At 57.5% G+C, this 18220-nt stretch carries 13 protein-coding genes and 1 pseudogene; 3 read left to right on the top strand and 11 right to left on the bottom strand.

Going from position 1 to position 18220, the window contains the following annotated elements:
- Positions 1 to 662: 662 nt before the first annotated feature.
- Positions 663 to 2114, top strand: coding sequence for a twin-arginine translocation signal domain-containing protein (locus GJR96_RS17370; protein ID WP_394349509.1), 1452 nt, complete (start codon positions 663 to 665; stop codon positions 2112 to 2114).
- Between the two features lie 96 nt (positions 2115 to 2210).
- On the opposite strand, the gene GJR96_RS17365 is transcribed toward GJR96_RS17370, so the two are convergent.
- The 3 genes from GJR96_RS17365 to GJR96_RS17355 all read right to left on the bottom strand — a co-directional run bounded on the left by GJR96_RS17365 (position 2211) and on the right by GJR96_RS17355 (position 5273).
- Positions 2211 to 3278 carry an NAD-dependent epimerase/dehydratase family protein gene (locus GJR96_RS17365; RefSeq protein ID WP_151164780.1) on the bottom strand — a complete coding sequence of 356 codons (1068 nt, stop codon included), beginning with the start codon at positions 3276 to 3278 and terminating at the stop codon, positions 2211 to 2213.
- Between the two features lies 1 nt (position 3279).
- On the bottom strand, positions 3280 to 4059 hold the full coding sequence (locus tag GJR96_RS17360; RefSeq protein WP_225317792.1) for a DUF362 domain-containing protein: 780 nt from the start codon (positions 4057 to 4059) through the stop codon (positions 3280 to 3282).
- Between the two features lie 119 nt (positions 4060 to 4178).
- Positions 4179 to 5273, bottom strand: a complete 1095-nt coding sequence (locus GJR96_RS17355; protein ID WP_151164778.1) for a Gfo/Idh/MocA family protein — start codon at positions 5271 to 5273, stop codon at positions 4179 to 4181.
- Between the two features lie 555 nt (positions 5274 to 5828).
- Between GJR96_RS17355 and GJR96_RS17350 the strand changes: the two are divergent.
- Positions 5829 to 6130: pseudogene (locus GJR96_RS17350) on the top strand (zinc ribbon domain-containing protein); the annotation flags it as partial.
- A gap of 54 nt (positions 6131 to 6184) precedes the next feature.
- Here the strand turns inward: GJR96_RS17350 and GJR96_RS17345 are convergent.
- The 3 genes from GJR96_RS17345 to GJR96_RS17335 all read right to left on the bottom strand — a co-directional run bounded on the left by GJR96_RS17345 (position 6185) and on the right by GJR96_RS17335 (position 10030).
- The gene (locus GJR96_RS17345; RefSeq protein WP_151164777.1) at positions 6185 to 7192 is read right to left on the bottom strand and encodes a DUF1616 domain-containing protein; all 1008 of its coding nucleotides are present in this window, start codon (positions 7190 to 7192) and stop codon (positions 6185 to 6187) included.
- Positions 7193 to 7266: 74 nt separating this feature from the next.
- Complete coding sequence (locus GJR96_RS17340) at positions 7267 to 8331, bottom strand: glycosyltransferase family 2 protein (RefSeq protein ID WP_151164776.1); 1065 nt, start codon at positions 8329 to 8331, stop codon at positions 7267 to 7269.
- Between the two features lie 451 nt (positions 8332 to 8782).
- Positions 8783 to 10030 (bottom strand): carboxylate--amine ligase, encoded by a 1248-nt coding sequence (locus GJR96_RS17335; RefSeq protein ID WP_225317790.1) that lies wholly within the window; start codon positions 10028 to 10030, stop codon positions 8783 to 8785.
- Between the two features lie 394 nt (positions 10031 to 10424).
- Between GJR96_RS17335 and GJR96_RS17330 the strand changes: the two genes are divergently transcribed.
- Positions 10425 to 11819, top strand: coding sequence for a twin-arginine translocation signal domain-containing protein (locus GJR96_RS17330; RefSeq protein ID WP_151164775.1), 1395 nt, complete (start codon positions 10425 to 10427; stop codon positions 11817 to 11819).
- 73 nt (positions 11820 to 11892) lie between these two features.
- Here GJR96_RS17330 and GJR96_RS17325 read toward each other — a convergent pair whose 3' ends face one another.
- From GJR96_RS17325 to GJR96_RS17305, 5 genes are all read right to left on the bottom strand, one after another.
- On the bottom strand, positions 11893 to 12744 hold the full coding sequence (locus GJR96_RS17325; protein WP_151164774.1) for a hypothetical protein: 852 nt from the start codon (positions 12742 to 12744) through the stop codon (positions 11893 to 11895).
- Positions 12745 to 12951: 207 nt separating this feature from the next.
- On the bottom strand, positions 12952 to 13974 hold the full coding sequence (locus tag GJR96_RS17320; protein WP_151164773.1) for a glycosyltransferase family 2 protein: 1023 nt from the start codon (positions 13972 to 13974) through the stop codon (positions 12952 to 12954).
- 29 nt (positions 13975 to 14003) lie between these two features.
- Positions 14004 to 14927, bottom strand: a complete 924-nt coding sequence (locus tag GJR96_RS17315) for a DUF1616 domain-containing protein (protein ID WP_151164772.1) — start codon at positions 14925 to 14927, stop codon at positions 14004 to 14006.
- Positions 14928 to 15242: 315 nt separating this feature from the next.
- Positions 15243 to 17207, bottom strand: coding sequence for a hypothetical protein (locus GJR96_RS17310; RefSeq protein WP_151164771.1), 1965 nt, complete (start codon positions 17205 to 17207; stop codon positions 15243 to 15245).
- A complete protein-coding gene (locus tag GJR96_RS17305) occupies positions 17204 to 18145 on the bottom strand; it encodes a glycosyltransferase (RefSeq protein ID WP_151164770.1) in 942 nt (313 codons plus the stop codon). Before GJR96_RS17305 ends, GJR96_RS17310 begins: the two co-directional genes overlap by 4 nt.
- Positions 18146 to 18220 lie beyond the last annotated feature (75 nt).

Here is an 18220-nt window from a genome sequence, read left to right as displayed (position 1 = left end):
TCAAGTAGTCTCGTAGCACCATTCTTGAATTCACCACGTTGAGCGGGGGTGTCGCACACCTGTGCTGGCTGATTCTCCTTTGCTCGACGGGTTTTCGGCAGTTTGGTGTCGAGCACGTCTTACGTACCGACGGCAGCATAGACTACTCAAGACGTATCAATCTGAACTCATTCTACAACAACGAGAGCGACCGACACGTAGACCGCCCTTCTGTGGGATTCGAGCGGCGACAGATTGCTCTCGTCCCCGTGCGATGTGTTTGATTTCACTCCACGTTTCATCGACTGCGTGCCCAGTACGAGTTCTCGGTACTCACGAGAAGATAGTCGCGGGAACGTCCCTCGTGGTGGTTCATACTGGCTTCCCATCCGGTGACTCGGGTGGCCCCTGTACGTTTGTACACGATGTTACAACGCTCTTTCCACGGTTACACACCACTTACTAAACTCCACGCGAGTACAATCTCACGAGTAAATGTCTATGCGGCCTTGTCTATCGCCCCTCCGATGCCGTCGTCTCCTCGCCGTGAACGCCGGCGGTAGTGACGACCGGTGTGCCCGTGAGTTCCGGAGTCGAACTCACGGCGACGTGTTCTGCTCACGCGAACGACGACGCATTCAGGGGCAAACGATATCCTCGGCCCACACCAAACGAGGTACCGAGTGGTGAATCGACGAACCTACCTCAAAACACTTGGTTCGGTTGGTGTTGGTGCCTCCCTCGCGGGCTGTGGACAACCGAGGGAAGAAGAGACGTCGACACTCTCGACACCCCAAGAAACGACGACAACTCCCGAACCAAAACCGCGGGAAACGGTGTACGATGCGGTCGAGGACATCGGAATGGACCCAACCGGGCAAGACCCCATCGACGATCTATTGGACGACGTCTACGGGGACGACACGATTGTCCAGTTTCCGCCAGGTGAGTACCTCATCACCCGCAAACACGATTGGGACCGTGGCGTCTCGAACTTCCAATTGGTGGGGCTCGGCGACTCTCACAAGGATGTGCAGTTTGTCTTCCCGCCCAATGGGCCCGGAGAGGAGTTCCGGATGCTTCGAATCACGAGTGGGGACCACCACGTCCTGAAGAACTTCTCCATCCAGCAGACCGACGACGACACCACGAGTGCCGACATTTGGCTCGCGAACGACGATGGGGCACTCATCGAGGACGTCGAGTGGCTCGGCCGAACCCCCTCTGATGATAATGCGCGCGACCAACTGTTGTTGTTCGATTGTACCTCAGTCGACGGCGTCAACATTGCTCGCCGCGTGTACATGCGTGAAGGTGCAGTAATACCGGGGTACCCCGACGGTGTCGCGGGTATCCGCATCACAGGACGTTCCATCGGCGAGGTCAAGATGATCGACTGTCACATCGAACAGCGTGGGTCGTCGTCGTTCCGCGCGACGCACACGCGGGGTGTGCTCCGCGTCGAGGGCGGGTTGTTCAAAAACAACGACAACACCAACATGCGAATCTCCGGCGGTGACCACCCGTCGAAGCAGTCGTGGATTAAGGGTGCGACGATGGTCGTCGACGCCGACAACCTCAACGAACACGCCCAACCGGGTGATAGACTTCACAGTCCCTCGGGTCTCCTGGTCGACTCGACGGGCAACGGATACTCTGGACTACTCATCGAGGACTGTGACTTCATCTACAAGTCGAGTCCTGCGGGGCGTGGCGTCATCTCGACGTCACCCCCCTCGTGGGGTGGCCACGGTAGCTTCACGCTCCGCAACTGTCGCATCCAGAACGATACGTCGATTCAGACGATTCATGCCGACTCCGTCGACACAAGCGAAACTGACACGCCGTGGGGGATGACCCTCGAGAACGTCACTATCACAGGCCAGTGCTCCGAACAACCATTCGGCTCAGCAGTTGTCATCGGCGAAAATCGTAACGGGTCGAAAATCGTCGACAGCTGCATTTACCTTCCGAATGGAAACGTCGACGGTGTCCTCGTCGAGGGGGCCGAAGAGTGCTCGATAGCCAACTCTACTATCAACGTGAGCGGTACTCCGACGCGAACACGGGGAGGGAGTCTTTCACTTCAAAACGTGTCATACACGGAGGGGTGTGCGTTTAGGGACGCACTCTGAGGAAAGTATCATCGGTTCCTACGCATCTCGGTTTGGGTGGCTCCCTCGATGCCAGGGAGATTGACTGAACAGAAACCGAGAAGGCGATTACGAGACTTACTGCAGCCTCTGTGTTTGTTTTTCACGACGCTCTGCACCCACTGTGCTATCGGCATGGATAACGTCTTCGTCCGGTGTGCCGGTTCGTTCGTACCAGGAAATCGAAGTTCCGACATGTTCTCGGAGTCCACGATACGTGTACCCTAGTTCTGTCTGTGCTTTCGCCGAACTGTAGAACAGTTCACTCGTCGCGAGACGCGCCATCTCTGGACTGAACGGGAACACACGCATCCCGAGCAGTTCTCCGATACCTTTGCTGACCACACCCATCGCGAGGACGACCGGACGAGGGAGGGGAACTACGGGGCGGTAGCCGTTTGCTTCCTCGGCGATGATTGCCACTACCTCGCGATACGTGAGGTTCTGCCCGCCGAGTATGTAGTGTTCGCCGGCCTTTCCCCGCTCTGCAGCGAGACAAATTCCGTTCACGCAGTCGTCGACGCTGACGATGCTCGCACCACCCGGAAGGTACGCAACCAACTTCGGATCGGTGGCGAGTTTGATGAGACGGGCGGTGAACGTCGTGTCGCCGGGCCCGAACACAGACGTGGGGTGAACCGTTACGACATCGAGGCCTCGATCGACGTACTGGTGTACAATGCGTTCGGCTTCAGTCTTCGACTGCTGGTACGCACCGACCGCCGGCGCGAGGTCACGCTCGACAGCGACTCCTCGGGCGCGTCGGTTTCCGGCGGTACTCGTGAAGACGACGCGGTCGACGTCGGCGTCGAGGCTGGCGTTCAGTACCGTTCGAGTACCTTCCACGTTCACCTCGTGGACCGTCTCTGGGTCGGCAGAGGCGAGGCCGATACCGGCGAGGTGAAACACCACGTCAGGGTCTGAATCGGAGATAGCCGCTCGAACTGACGAATCGTCGAGGACGTCACCGGTGTGCCAGCTGATATCGAGCGTCTCGAGGCGACCGAGGTCAGAATTTTGGCGCCTGAGCGCGTGAACTGTCCAGTTTCGCTCGCATAACATCGTACAGAGGTGCTGGCCAAGGAAGCCTGTCGCCCCCGTAACGAACGCTGTTTTCCCCTCGATGTATTGGTTATTATCTTTCATTTTAGGTCTGATTCCCGAGCAGCTGTGGGGGGAACGCGTCGCCGCTCACACGCGTGTACAACTTGTACGCCTCTGTCACGAGGTGGTGCGGTTTGTCCGACTTTGGCCTCGGTCTAAACGGAAGTTCCGCTCTGACGTCCGCGAGGGAGACTCCTTCGACCAGACACTCGGCCGGTGCCCCTTGACTCAGAATCCGGAGATACTCTTCGCTTTCTGGATTGACGCCGAATAACGTGGCTACTGCGATATCGACGTCAACGACGCCCTCTCCGTCTAGTAGCAGACCCGTCGCGTTTGGAACTCCGGTGTACGTGTATATGGCGTCGACGACTGTCACTGGAACGTCGGTTGCTTTCGCCGCGACAGCGAGTTCGATGGCGGGTCTTTCTGCGACCGAACATGGCCTCGCGAGGTTCGCCACCGCTGCAGCAAACGGCGTCTTCAACCCGTATCGTGCGGTCGGTACGTTCACAATTGGATGGTCCCGCAGTGCTTTCGGCATCAACCCCGGGACACGCTGTCCGTTGACTGTCGCCGTGATATCGACCTGCTCTGCCTCGTCGAGTACTAGCGTCTCAACGTCCAACTCCTCGGCCAGGGATTCGTATCCAAGGTAGTTGGCACACTGCGTTCCAGTCGCGTGCCGCCCACTCGCGATGGCGATTGTGATGGATTCGATGCCAATCTCACGGAGTCCGTCGACCACTCCTGCGACCACTGCCGGGTGTGTCACCATGCCGGTTGTCGGGTGGTGCGGATAGTGTGAGTCGGGGAGAACCATGATTGACTCTCTCCCGGAGAGCTGAGCGCGGTAAGTCGTGATTCGGTCTCGAACCGTCTCGCGGACATCGTCGTGGCTGAGGGACGGTGGTCGGGTACCCCTGATGGGGCGTCGATCCGTCACTGCCGAACCCTCCAGAGTGGCTGTTCGGTACTCGCCGCGCTCGCCGCCTCGTACGCTGACTCTGCTAACTCGATGGTACGCCGACCAACCTCACCATCGACTGGCGGTTTTTCACCGGCACGGATTGCGCCGAAGAAATCATCGAGCGCTTCGTAGTGTGCCTGAAGATAGTACGTTGGACCGTAGTGGTTCGGATGTTCACCACGGAGTCGTTTGAACACGTTTTCTGTGGCTGAACGCGCGGCATTCGCGTAGAAGTTCTTCGGAACATAGTCCCGGTTATCGAGGACGCCAGCGACGCCATCGAGTCGGAACGACATGTTGATTTCCGGGAGTTCTTCCCATTGATACGACCCACAGTGCATGGTCACGACTGTCCCTGTCTCTTGAGAGCGAAGGAGAACGGTCGCGGCATCTTCGACTGGAATTGACAGTTGTGACCCGATATCTGCCGTTATGACTTCCAAATCACCGAAGAACCACTCGAGGACGTCGAAGAGGTGGACGCCAAGTTCGAGCAGAACGCCTCCCCCGGCGATTTCGGGGTTGAGTGGCCACGACGGCGGGGAATTTTCTACTGGTACTCGGTCGAACGGACCGCTGTTGACCCGTGAAATCGTAGCGTATGGGACGTGTCCGATCCTCCCGCTGTCGTACCTGTCTTTTAGTTGCTTTACGTCCGGCATGTAGCGGATGGTGTGGTCGACGCCCAGTGTGATATTCCCAGCCTCAGCGGCGGCGATCATGGCGTCTGCTTCCGAGACTGAGCGTGCGAATGGTTTTTCGACGAAGACGTCGCAACCGTTCGCTGCGGCCTGTTCGACGGCATCGCGGTGGAGAGACGGCGGGAGGGCAACGATGACGGCGTCGAGCGACTCCGATTCCAGCAACTCACCGTAGTCATCGTAACTGGTGGGTACTCCCCACTGATGGGCCAGTTCCCTATTCTCGGGGACTGCATCAGCAACGGCACTGACCTCGACGTCGCTCATTGCGAGCGCAGACTGAAGGTGAACCATCCCAATGTTCCCGATACCGAGGATGCCCACCGAAAGTGGGCGCTGTCGGCGGTTCTTACCTACTTTTGACACGTTAGTAATCCTCCATTTCAAACGTTCTTCCATCTGTTCGACTCCTGTGATTCTTCATCGAGTGAACTATCCGGTGACAAATACTTTGTTAACTGCTACATATCCGATTGCACGACAGGCCGCTAATCGACGGACTGACAAATCACTGCTAGAGGGTGGTCACACGAGTTGGGTGGTTGGCTGATAAGAGACGTATACCACGCTGTCTTGCTGCTCGTCTATCCTGCAATTCTCTGGAGGCGAAAGGCGGCGATGGTAGCATCTGGGTGAGTCAGCTTTCGAGGCGTGAAGGCTTTGAAGTACCCAGAACCCCTAATGCCCGGAGCAGGTCCCTCGGTGGGTTCCCTTGGCTGATTGAGTTCGGAGACTCGCGTCCAGCGGATCAAATCCACCGGATAGTTGTGTGCTATCCGAACGGTATGGCCATGGCGTGCATCTCGGGGGACGTCGTCGTATCGGCCACCGAAATTGACCACAGTGTCCGAAATGGTTGTTCTAGGCGCCTTGGGCGAAGTCGGACTGGCTCCCGTCTACTGATCGATGGGTGTTCGACCGTTCACCTTGCTGCTTGAGTACAAACCGGAGATGGAAGGTATCACGGTCAAGCAGGTGTCCGAGCGTGATACGTCGAAGTCGTGTTCGTGTTGTGGCGCAAGCGTGACGCGAACCGTGTTGAACGCGGGCTGTATGTGTGTGATGAGTGTGGAGCGGTGGCGAACGGTGCTGAGAACCTTCGGCAGAAAGTATCTCCGAATCCTTTCGAGGATAGGAGTAACGGCTGGTTGGCCCACCCATCATCGTTCTCGTTTGACAAGGGAACCGGTGCGTTCGCACCTCAAGAACAAGTAACGTCGTAAACCACAATATCTCAACTCAATCGGGAATCCTCGCGCTTTAGCGTGGGGTAAATATCAGGCGTCTGAGACGGAAAGCCAGATGTAGGTCGAACGGTATGCTGTCTCGACACTCGGGTCTTCTGGTGCGTCTCCTTTGTACAGGAAGTACGTGAGACGGAAGTTCTCACCGGTTAGTTGTGGTGTGAACGAATGCCGCGTTTGCCAGGTCTCACCGTCACCGATGGTCTCGGAGCGCTGACCGAGCTGTTGGCGCTCAACAACAGCCATCTCTCCATCTAAATTGAGGCGCTGTAACTCTGCGACCAAGGTGTATGTGGTCTCTTCTCCCTCGTAGTTGCTGACACTCACGTAGAGTTCTGTCGACTCGTCTGTCGACAGCGAGGAGGGATACCCGGACGCAACGTACTCGCCGGACGCGTCCTGTGTGAGCAGAGTGATGCTTGAGTACGCTTCGCCCCCGCTCGGGGTGAAGACCGTGTACCCCACACTCGCGACTGCAAAGACGACCGCGATTGCAAGGGCGACGTTCAATACCGAGTCGAATTTCGAGGGGCGATTGAACGACTCGGTGACCTCATTGTACCAGTACCGAAGCGGGATGTGGAATCTGTCGTTTGGATCTAGTCGAAGTCGCCTAAACTCTCCAACCGCGATTCCGACGACGATAATCGCTGAAAGGGAACTGAGAACAGTTGTGAGGTTCAACTCGAACCCACTCCAAAGGAGGACAAGCCCCGCAATTGGGAGAAGTGCGATGCTCATACCGAACGCGAGTGCGAGACGTTCAAGGACGCTGACGCCAGACCCCCTCCTGGTAGGTCGGAAGTCGGGACTGGTTCTCTCATGTTTTTCCTCTTTTCCTGGGTACAGTGCGAGCAGTAGCGAGTACCCCGGGAGGAACAGGAGAATCGGAACGCCAACCATTGTCCGGACGAGGGTGCCGGGTTGTAAGTACGCAAACACGTAACTCATAATGACAACTGTCATCACGATGGGGACGTCGAGTGAAAGTTCCCCGAGAGTACGGTTTAACAGACTTTTATTGTGTGAAGTGGAACCCATCAGTAGCTACATGTGTTGGCTAGGGGTGTTGTTATTGAGCTCCTCACTCACAGCTTTCGAGCGGTACATACGTACTAACCCTGTTCCTGTGCGTCTGCTTCTGCGTTGTCCCGTTCAGTTTTGAATGAGTCGGGGACGTCGAGTTCTATCCGCAAGTGTTCGTTCGAACGCTTGTCAAGGAGCATCGCACCGACGAGCGAAGCGACACCGACGGCAATTTTCGATATCGGACCGTACGGCGCCTGTGAGGTCTGTTTCCGGTCGGGACGGAATACACTGAGAAAGACGCTCACAGCGCCGAGAATGTAGAGGATCGCTGCGGGGTGGGCACGTCCCGAGAGGTACTTGGCGCGCAGGCGCCACAAGAAGTTCTTCAGGAGGAGGTACGAGAGGCCCGGGACGAAACTCGAGTACCTGATGCCGCTTTCTTCGTCACCGTACCGGGCGTACATCGGCACTGTCGCGACTCGTTTCCCCGCGACGTTCAACTTCACGAGGAGGTCGTTCAGGAACCCGTACTGGTCGTACAGACGGTCGAAGTCGAGGTCTTCGAGGGTCTCTGCCGAGATTGCCGTGTACCCGTTCTGTGGGTCGCGGATGTGCCAGTAGCCACTGGCGATGCGTGTCAGTCCCGACAGGAGACCGTTTCCGAACAACCGCCACGGGGGCATCCCACGCCAGTACAACGGCCCGGCCAATCGGTCACCGACTGCGTAATCTGCGGTTCCGTAGACGACTGGGTCGATGATGTGTGTGAGGATATCGGGGTCCATCTGGCCATCTCCGTCCATCACGACGATGATGTCGATATCGTCTTCGAGCGCGTGCCGATAGCCGGTTTTGACCGCAGCGCCACGGCCGCGATTAGCCGGGTGACGAATCGGGACGACCCGCATTTCCGGCGAAACGCCACCGTCTGCGGAGATTAACTTGACACCGTCTTCTGTGTATGCGTTTGCTGCTCGGTTGTTTGCTCGTGCTGCGTGGGTCTTGATTTCCTCCCACGTCCCGTCGCTCGAATGGTCGTCGACGACGTAAGTCCGATCGACTAGTGCTGGAATCGTGTCGATGACTGCTCCAACTAATCGCTCTTCGTTGTAGGCGGGGACGACGACTCCGACGGTCTTACCGTGATACATCGTGGCCCTCCTGTAATCGTGGGTAGGTACGTCGAATATCAGTCAGCGAGGGACTCGCTGACTCGAGGGGCTGTGTTCGTAGTGACATCGATACTTCCGCCTCTCTATTGGACTGTCGGATGCTTTGTTAATCACGACAAACAGCAAATGAATTTCTACTATCTGGAATATTTATATATAAATGTCTGTATACTACGTTCTCAATTAGTTGATTGTATAGTAAACCAATCAGTTAATTCAGAATGTACTTAACTCTGATACATATTATTTCTGAACTATCACGACATTTCCTACACGATTCCTGAGTGGTCACAACCCGCGAAAATCTTGAAAATTCCAAAATAGAGTAGTAACTATGACAGTTTCGAAACCAGATGTCGACACGTAACGATGTAGAACGGCGTTCGTAACAGCGTTGGCCAGTTGGTCAGTTGGTCAGTTGGTCAGTTGGTCAGTTGGTCTTTCGACTCCGTACGAACGCTCCCTTCGCAGTACTCAGCAACCGGAGTGTGACCACTTTCGAGACGAAGATGTGGTAGACGAAATGGACGAACGGCAACGGGTCGTCGAGGCGGACGAAATCGAACCGTGGTTCGGAGATCATCGACGAAACGACTTCTTTCACGGCCGACGCGAGTGATGGACGCGGAACGAACGGGGACTCGTCTTTGACGACACTCGCCAAGTAGCCAAGTTCTCCCCAGAGGAAGTGACTTCCCACACCGAGTTCGTATTTGGGTTCGACGCGCTCTTTCTGCCCCGTCGCCTGTAACCAGTAGTAGTACGGGAAGTCGGCACCGGCGCGAACCGTCGACGGCATCGACTGCCAGATTCGTGGATTGAGTTCAATCGGTTTGAACTCTCCCGTCTCTGCGTCTTTGACGTACTCGATGCACGCGAGGCCGTGCCAGTTCATGTGTTCGAGGAGTTTCCGTCCGACTGCTTCGAGCTCTGGAATATAGACGGACGAGCGGTAGACGCCGCCGCCACCGGTGTACGAGTTCCCGCGAATCTGTCGGTGTTGGAAGGTTGCGACCGGTACGCCGTGGTCGTAGAGTGCGGCAAACATGTACTTTCCCGCGGACGGGACGTACTCTTGGACGATTGGGTCGTGTTTCATCTCGCGAGTAATTTCGTCGCGGTCCAGGACATCTCCGGGTTTGACGTGGTGGAGTCCCTTGATGATGTCGTACTCACCCGGGCCGTATCCTTCGACGTACTCACCGACGAGTACGTTGAACCGCGCCTTGATGATTGCCGGTGTGTCGAACTCCTCCACGTCACTGAGCAGTCGTGTGCGCGGCATCGGAACGCCCGCCGCCTGTGCGGCATCGAAGAGTCGGATTCTATCGTGTGCCTCGTGCAGCGTCTCGAACGGTTGGACGACCAAGTCGACGTACTCGTCGAACTCGTCGTAGTACTTCGAAAGGACGTACCCATCTTCGACACGGGTTGGGACGATCGTCTTCACGTCTGGTCGGGCGGCAATCTCCACGAGTGCGTCTTTGTAGGCGACTAGGTCGTCTCTTGGTGCTGGGACTCGAACGACCTCGTCACAATACCGTGACGACCCGACGGGTGCATCGTCGTATTCTGATGCGAGAATCGTGTAGATGCCTTTCTCACCCAACGACCGTGTCGTCGCGTAATTTCCCGTCGTAATGAGGACAGACCCATCGCTTTTCCTTCGTGTCGCCATGAATGACACGACGATGTGAACGTGATTTAGTATAGGTCTGCTAACCTGTGTGTCGTAGATAAGTGACGCTTATCTGAGCTTGTACGGCCCTCAGAACGGTACTGGAACCCGATTTCGACTTCCATCGTCACGGAGGACGGATACTCTTCGAGGAAAACTGTTCCACTGCACCGCCACGACCTCGTCTTTTCAAAATACCGGTTTGAGCACTTTAGAATCGGGTTCTGGGGTGTGTAATGCCTGTCGACGCGAGTATAAAAAATATGATATTTAGAAAGCGGTTATCGAGGATATATCAATCATAACGAACCGCTCAGGACTCTTAGGTTGGGACGGTTGACGTAGTGAGACCAGACTCGTGACCGAGCGTGTCTCACGTACGTTCTAGTGCAAGATGCAACGACGGGACTATCTCAAGTACGGTGGCGCGGTTGGCCTCGCTGCGGGGCTGGCTGGGTGTCTGAATCGGTTGCCCTTCTTCGAAGGGCCTCCCGAGGACGACGACAGGACGACTGACGAGTATACGCCTCCCGAATTGGAGTCGTCTCCCCTGGACCGATACGGAAACGTCGTCAATCTGGTCGACGCCGGTGGTGACCCATCCGGCAGAGAGACGATAAACGACGTCCTCCAACGCGTCGTCGAGGACGACACTGCTGTCGTGTTCCCCGACGGACGATACAAACTCGACCAGTTCGAACTCGAATCGGTCTCGAACTTCGCGTTCGTGGCAGCGGACGGAGCGACACCGACATTCGTCCCCAACCACCCTGCACACGAGTTGGAAGACAACCTGTTCATTCGACTCGAAGGTATCAGCGACTTTCTCTTCGAGGGGTTCGAATTCGATTACACGGCCGATGGATTCGGTGGGTCGATTCACATCATCGCCGACGGGGACTTCACCGTTCGAGATATCCGCGTTCGAGGGAAGATGCCCGACGAGGAGAGACCGAACAATCCCGCGATGTTCAGGTTCGAGGTACTCGACAGACAGTCGAGTGCACTCGTCGAGAGACTCATCGCCCGCGATGGCGGCCACGAGGGTGGAAACGCCGTCGGTGTGTACGTCGGAAGTGCCCACGCCGGGTCGATGACGTTCCGAGACTGCGTCATCGAGAACTTCCCGAACAACGGACTGTACGCGTCATCGCCCGGACGGCCCGAAGAGTCGATAAACGGTGCGGATGGTATCGTCCACGTGGAGGGCGGTCTGTTCAAGAACAACAACATCGCGAACGTCCGTATCGGGACGACAGGTTCGACTGTTCGAGGTGCGACCATCGTTGTCAATGAGGTACCACCGAGTCCACCGGGTGCACTCAACGCGAGAGGACTCAGACTTCGCGGCAAGTCCGACCAACTCGTCGAGGACTGCCTCATCTACATCGGGAAAGAGGCGGGCGAAGGATTTGGGGCGCTGGTGCTCCACTCCGACACCGGTCGTGCGACCATCCGAAACACGACTATCAGGGTCGACAGGGACGACACGTACGCGATTCACGCACTCGACCCAGATTCTTCCGCTGGCCCGTTTGGCTCGACGTTCGAGAACGTCCGAATCGTCGGGAGTGCCGGGTTTGGACACGCCGTCTCGATAAACGGCCGAGACGGGACGACGTTCAAAGGATGCGAGGTGAACCAGACGGGACGCGAACGGAACGGGTTTAGGTTCGAGAATTCGAACGGGTGCAAACTCACTGACTCGGTCATCAAAGTAACCGGCGAAGCAGTCGAAACAGTCAATTCGTCGCTCTCGACGGTGAACCTCACAATCGAGTTACCGTAGGGGTCGGAAGACGTAGTACGGGAGCCCACAGTGCTCACCGAAACCGACGACAGACGCTCTGGATGTGGGTCGTTCAGTACCGAGTTGGCGTGTCTTTCTCGGCAGATAAATCCGGGTGCGACCCGAACACTTCTGGGTCGCTGTTGATTTTATCCATCCACTGTGTGTGACGAACGACGACCACGACTGGGATGGATTCGACTCCCAGTATTTTGGCGATAGACAACCGGTGGCGACCGTCGACCATCAAAAACTCACCGTCGCGACCGATGTCGACGAGAATCTCGCTTCGAAGGGTATCGAGGTAATCTTTCGGCGGTTCTTCACCACGCTGTTGCAGTTCCCGTTGTGAGAGGAACCCGTCCGTCTGGATACGTTCGTACAGTGAATCGAGGTACGCACATCGCTCTCGAACGTCTTCACAGGTCAGTGACCCGTGCCACGCACGCGTATCGGACTCCTCGATGAGTTCGCACATACGCTGAACGAACTGGGTGTCTTCCCACGCGACTCCGTTCGTGAAGTGTTCTTTCATCGAGCGGTAGAGGACTGTCTCTTCGAGGGCGTTTGCAAACGTGATCTCCAGTTCCTTGTCTTCGAGTGGGCCTCGATATGGCTCGATGTCCCAGTCACCGTCCTGAACCGTGCCGATTTCGTACATCGCGTTCTCCCAGAGAGCACTCCCTCGCCCACTGAATCGGGATATCTTCGCAGGGTCGACGTACCGAAGTGCGAACGGATTCGTCGGGTGTTCGTAGTGGCTTACGTCGGTGTCTAAGATTCGGTCGTGGAACGATTCGGTCCGTCGCCAGTACGACGGCGAGCGAGAATCAGCGAGGGCGCGGATGAGGAAGTGCTCTGTCCCTATCGCGATGAGGTATCTAAGCCCCCACTCACGATAGATGGTTCCCGCTGACCGAAGCATGGTTCACAATATACCTCTATATATTGATTGTTATACTCCTGCGAATCGGGTCCACTCACCCTCACTGCCGAGATAGTGATGGTTAATTGTAGACTTAGTTGATACCAAACGTAAAATCGCACCAGATGCTCGGCGAACGCTTCGGTAGCAGGGAACAGACGAAAAGGACGACGAGAGGGACTCAGACGACTCGCGACTGGACCGAGTTCAGTCGCCACTTCGGTCTTGGTCTTCTCGCTCGTTCCACCGAGTGTCTTCGGTGACACTCAGGTCACGGTTGAGGCGCGTCTCCCATAACATGGCGACGAGGAGTGACACACTCCCGGCGAGTACGCCGGTAAGAGCACGGCCACTATCTGAATCGTCGTCTCTCGAGACGAGCAGATTTCGCACGAATTGTGAGACACCGCCGAGCACTCCTGCTGCACCGGTGAGATAGAAGAGTGGTACTGGATTGCTCCTGTCGCGACGGACCGTCGCAGAGAGTCGCCAGAGGAAGGTCCGGAGCAGCATCGCAGAGACGCGCGGGATGTAGGTTTGATACCGAATGTGGCTCTTTTCGTCGCCGTAGACGCTCCGAACCGGAACGTCGGCGACACGAAGACGCTCGACGTTGAGTTTCGCCAATAGGTCGTTACAGTACCCGTAGAACTCGTACATGTCCTCGATTGGCGCTCGTTCGAGTGCGTCGAGTGAGATGGCGGTATACCCGTTTTGTGGGTCACTGATACCCCAGTACCCACTCGCGATTTTGGTCAGGAACGTGAGGATGACGTTACCGACGTATCGGAACGGTGGCATGGAACGCCGGTTCTCGGGCCTGCTGAGACGATTGGCTTTCACGTAGTCTGCACGCCCATCGACTATCGGGTCGAGGAGGTTCGGTAAGCGGTCTGGGTCCATCTGGCCGTCACCTCCCATCACGGCGGTGATGTCTATCTCGTCGTCACGCGCACGGAGGTACCCAGTCTTGATGGCACCGCCGACACCACGGTTCTCGACGTGACGGATGGGGACGATACGTTGGTCGAACTGGACGACGCTCCCGTCTGCTGACTCGGTGACTGTCGTCGCGTGTGCCTGTATCTCTTCCCAGGTACTGTCTGTAGACCCATCGTCGACGACGTACACTCGGTCGACGTACGACGGGACGCTTTCCAAGACTTCGCCGATGAAGCCTGCTTCGTTGTATGCCGGAATGACGACGCTGATTGTGTTCTCTTTGTACATGGATTTCTTGGATGTATGACGTGCGTATGTTACGACACTGATACACGGAGTCGGAGGTCACGATACGCGTTCTCTCGAGTCGGTTCTGCCGGTGGTTCGTCGACGTACAGGAGGTAGACGAGTTCGAGGTTTTCACCGGTGATTCCGTCTGGGGTAACCGTGTGTTCGACGACGTCCGTCTCACCTGCCGCGACGCTCGATTGGAACTGAGAAATCTGCTCGCGTTCGATTAGCGTTCCGGACGCGTCCACTCGCTGGAGGAGGACGACGACTGTGTAATCACGAGAACCGTCTTCGTGGTTCTCGATGCCGACGGCGAGTTCAGTTGGCTCTCCGGCGGTGAGTGCCTCGGGATAGTCGTTGGCGACGAACTCACCAGTCTCGCTCTCGGTGAGGAGATAGAACTCGGTGAATGGTTCGCCAGCGGTCGGTTCAGCAGCGGTCAGCGCGTACCCCGTCGCCGAGAGCGCGAAGACGACCCCCACGACGATTGCGACGTTCAGGAGCGTTTGGCCTCGCGTCGCCCCACGAATGTGGACCGACGGAAGGGTCACAGAAAACCGTTCTGTCGGCGTAACTGCACGCCGCCGCCAGAGCGCAACGAGCGAGAAGACAATAGTCAAGGCACTCACGGTGACGAGCGTCGGGACCGGGCTGATGCCGAACGCCGTGAAGTTCAGAACGTACGCGACCATCGCCACGATGGCCACGCTCGATGCGACCGACAGTCCGAGTCGCGTGTACACGTCGATACTTCGCCCCGCCCACCTGCTTGCCGACGCCTGAGTTCCATCTGTCACCGTGGGTGGGACGTCAGACTTCGTGTAGACGGCCGAAACCAACGCATAACCAGGGAGAAAGACGAGCAACGGAATCCCGAAGAGCAGGCGTGGAACCGTTCCGCTCGTCGTCGGAAGTGACAACACGGCCACGGCCACGGCCGTCAGCAACATCACCCCTGCAAGGTCTCTCGGGATTCTCTCTTGGGACGCGGTGGGCGAATCTCCAATCACGGTCTTACTATCTCTACCCGTGGTGAGGACATTGTTATTCAGCGGGTATCCCGTCACGAGGTCGCATAACCGCCTCTCTCCGTGACTTTCTGTCGTTCCTGCCGTTCGAGAAAACCGCCTTGAACGCACGAACCATTCCCGCCTCGTGCTCTGCCTCCGACGCTCGACAAGAATCTGCTCGGTAGCGACCGTCCTCCGGCCTTGTTTCTGGCAGCGAATCGAAACGCACTCGGTCGATTCCCCGGTGGGTCTCACTCAGCCGTCGGTCGTCGGCGTTCGACACATGTGTACGTCGCCGTTGTCGTAGAACTTCTCGCCGTCTTCTGGGCACAGCAGTGACTGCGGCACGTCGTACGTCCCCGAACTGTCGGGGCCCGTCTCGAACAACGTCGCCCCGTCAGACTGCAACGGTCGATAGACGATGACGCCTGTCGTCGCGAGTGACCCATCCTCGGCAAACCGAATCGTCTCGGCCTCGTAACTCCCAGACCGCGGGAACACCGTCTTGTACGGGTGGTCGGTGTAGACCAGACCGCCTGCCGCGGGGTCGATTTCGCCTGCGGTATAGACCGCAGCGAGTTCTGATTCGGTGTACGCGTAGCGGATGTTGTGGTCCGGGAAGACGGGGTTATCCTCTGTCGCACCCTGAGCCATCAGCATCGTGCCCGGGAAGACGAGGGCGAATATCACGAGTCCGACGACGATTCGCCGCCCAGTCACGCGGTGAGCGAGGTACGAGAGGCCCAACGTCCCGACGATGGCCATCGGCGCGTACATGAACGCATACCAGCGACTCGGGATGAACGTCCGAATCCCGAACAACGGGAGGAGGAACGTGAACACCATCATGATTGCCGTCACGGCGACGAGCACGAGTCCCGCTTCTCGGCGACTCCGCAGGTGGAGGACCACGAGCGACCCCACGATGGTCAAGAAGAACAGGATGAAGTAGCCCATCCCGTCGAAATACGCGACGTACTGGGCCATTGAACCGGTGGCACTGGGCGTCGCCACCGATGGGGGCGAAGACGAGTCGATGAGGTTCAAGAACCCTGCCGACTGTGAGACGGTGAATTCGAGCAGTCGCGGCATGAACTCGATGAACGTCGAGTCGGCGAACGGCGTGACACTCCAGTTGACGACGAGGATACCCGCGTAGAGGGTCGTCACAGCGGTGAGACTCCACGAGTCGACTGCTTCCTCGCTGACTGGGCGATTCTGTTCTCCGAAGATTGTCTGGCCGTGACCGAACTTGAACAGCAGTTGGACGGTCGTGGCGACGCCGAGGAGGACGAGTGCGATGAACGCCGACACCTGATGGGTGAAGATAATCGCGACGCTGAAAAAGAGCATCATCCCGTAGTCTCTCAGGCGGGCCGGGACCGACAGCATTCGAATCGTGTAGTACACGATGGCGACGAAGAACACGAGACCGAGACTCGTCGGGATGATATTGATGCCCCACCGAACGACGTGGTCGGCGACGGCGTACAGGGCCACTGCGACGACGGCCCACCGTTCACCGACGAAAAATCGACTTGCGCCGAATATCGTGACCGTGAACAGCGTCATGACGACACCGACAGAGAGGAACAGGGCATCGCGGAGTGAGACACCGAGCCACTGTGCAGTCGTGGCCACGAGGATGTGGTACAGCGGTGCGGAGTAGTACTTCACCTCCGCCAACGGGTCGAGCGACTGACTCTCGAAAATCGGCTGGGTGTACAGCGTGATGTGGGTCCAGCTATCGACGCCGACGAACCCCGGTGTCGTGTAGAGCGACGCGAATCGGACGACCACCGAGAGGGCGAGTATCTGTGCGAGGACGATACCCGGGCTGAACGCTTCGTCTGTGACGAAGAAGAGTTGGACGAGAATCACCGCGGCCAGTGCCGACGCGAGGAGCAAGAACGGGACCGTGCGGGCGTGTGCTTGCTGGGCGATGAGCACGAGCGTCCCGAGACCGAAGACGAAGGCGACGGTCGAGGCCTTCGAGAGCGAGGCCGAGATAGACGGCAGTTCAGTCGCAGAATCGTACTGCCACCTGACGACGAGGTACGAGAGGCAGGCTAACCCCAGTGAAACGGGAATCGCGGTGATGAACGGTTCTGACGAGAGCGTCCGAAGCGGGAGGAGGATAATCGCCAGTACGAGACCGACGATTGCGGCGTTGACGTCGACGCTGTTCTTCTTGAATACTGATGCGTTTAACACTCTCACGACACTGTCACCTCTTGTTTCGGTTCGAGAACGTGCTCGTACACCGAGACGATATTTTCGGCCATCTGGTCGAGACCGAACTCGACCATCGCCTCTCGACTATTCGGCCGCCCGTCTCGTTCTAAGATGTCGCAGAGGGCCATAACGAGTTCGTCGTCCGACGTGGCAACGTACGACCCCGTCCGCTCACTGAGATACGACCGCACGTCGCCGACGTCGGTACTCACCACCGGGAGGTTGCAGGCTAACGCTTCTTTCACTGCGTTCGGGGACCCCTCCCAACGGGACGTGAGCAACATCGCGTCTGCCGCACTCATGTACACCGGGATTCGTTCGTGTGGCTCTCCAGAAACTGTCTGGAGCGTCACCGGGTTTCCGAGTCGCTCTTGGACGGTCTCGACGATGCGAACTGCCCGCGGGTAATCTTTCACCTCCCGCGATGGTGCGTAGGGGAACAACACGTGATGGTGCTGGTCGTCCCACCCCAACTCTGCTCGCGCCTCGGTCTGGGGGAGTGGTTCGAACAGGTCCATGTCGATGCCGTGCGGGATGACCACGGACTTGGTATCGAGTGCGTCGGCCATCTGCTCGGACATGACGATTACCGCATCGAACTCGCGGCTACACCAGTCACTGACGGAGCCATACTTCCCCCACACGTCTGACCCCCACAGAGAGAGGACGATTGGTCGGGTCGGTTGGGCGATGGCCGCCGGGGCGGTGAGGCCGTAGTTCGCGTGCACGAGGTCGTACGGTCCGTCGAGGGATTCACGAAGGACACGCCCGTAAAACCGGACGTAATCGCGAAGCGACCTCGCTCCGGACGGCGGTTTTGGGACAGTCACTACGTGACAATCGACGCCGTGTCGTTCGAGCGCAGCGACCTGCTGTTCGAAGAAAGGTCGTCGAGTGGTCACCAATTGCAGAGTTCGAATCATGATGTTGTGCCGCATACGGTGGCAAACGGGGTGCTCGCGACGACAGTCACGGACCACAGTGGCCACGAAATATCT

It is taken from the genome of Haloferax litoreum, assembly GCF_009674605.1.
Taxonomy (GTDB): domain Archaea; phylum Halobacteriota; class Halobacteria; order Halobacteriales; family Haloferacaceae; genus Haloferax; species Haloferax litoreum.
This window is presented reverse-complemented; position numbering and strand designations above follow the sequence as displayed.

Coding starts and splice junctions, on each gene's coding strand:
- GJR96_RS17365 (WP_151164780.1), bottom strand. CDS start 3,278: ATGAAAGATAATAACCAATACATCGAGGGGAAAACAGCGTTCGTTACG.
- GJR96_RS17360 (WP_225317792.1), bottom strand. CDS start 4,059: ATGGTTCTCCCCGACTCACACTATCCGCACCACCCGACAACCGGCATG.
- GJR96_RS17345 (WP_151164777.1), bottom strand. CDS start 7,192: ATGGGTTCCACTTCACACAATAAAAGTCTGTTAAACCGTACTCTCGGG.
- GJR96_RS17340 (WP_151164776.1), bottom strand. CDS start 8,331: ATGTATCACGGTAAGACCGTCGGAGTCGTCGTCCCCGCCTACAACGAA.
- GJR96_RS17335 (WP_225317790.1), bottom strand. CDS start 10,030: ATGGCGACACGAAGGAAAAGCGATGGGTCTGTCCTCATTACGACGGGA.
- GJR96_RS17330 (WP_151164775.1), top strand. CDS start 10,425: ATGCAACGACGGGACTATCTCAAGTACGGTGGCGCGGTTGGCCTCGCT.
- GJR96_RS17325 (WP_151164774.1), bottom strand. CDS start 12,744: ATGCTTCGGTCAGCGGGAACCATCTATCGTGAGTGGGGGCTTAGATAC.
- GJR96_RS17320 (WP_151164773.1), bottom strand. CDS start 13,974: ATGTACAAAGAGAACACAATCAGCGTCGTCATTCCGGCATACAACGAA.
- GJR96_RS17315 (WP_151164772.1), bottom strand. CDS start 14,927: ATGTTGCTGACGGCCGTGGCCGTGGCCGTGTTGTCACTTCCGACGACG.
- GJR96_RS17305 (WP_151164770.1), bottom strand. CDS start 18,145: ATGATTCGAACTCTGCAATTGGTGACCACTCGACGACCTTTCTTCGAA.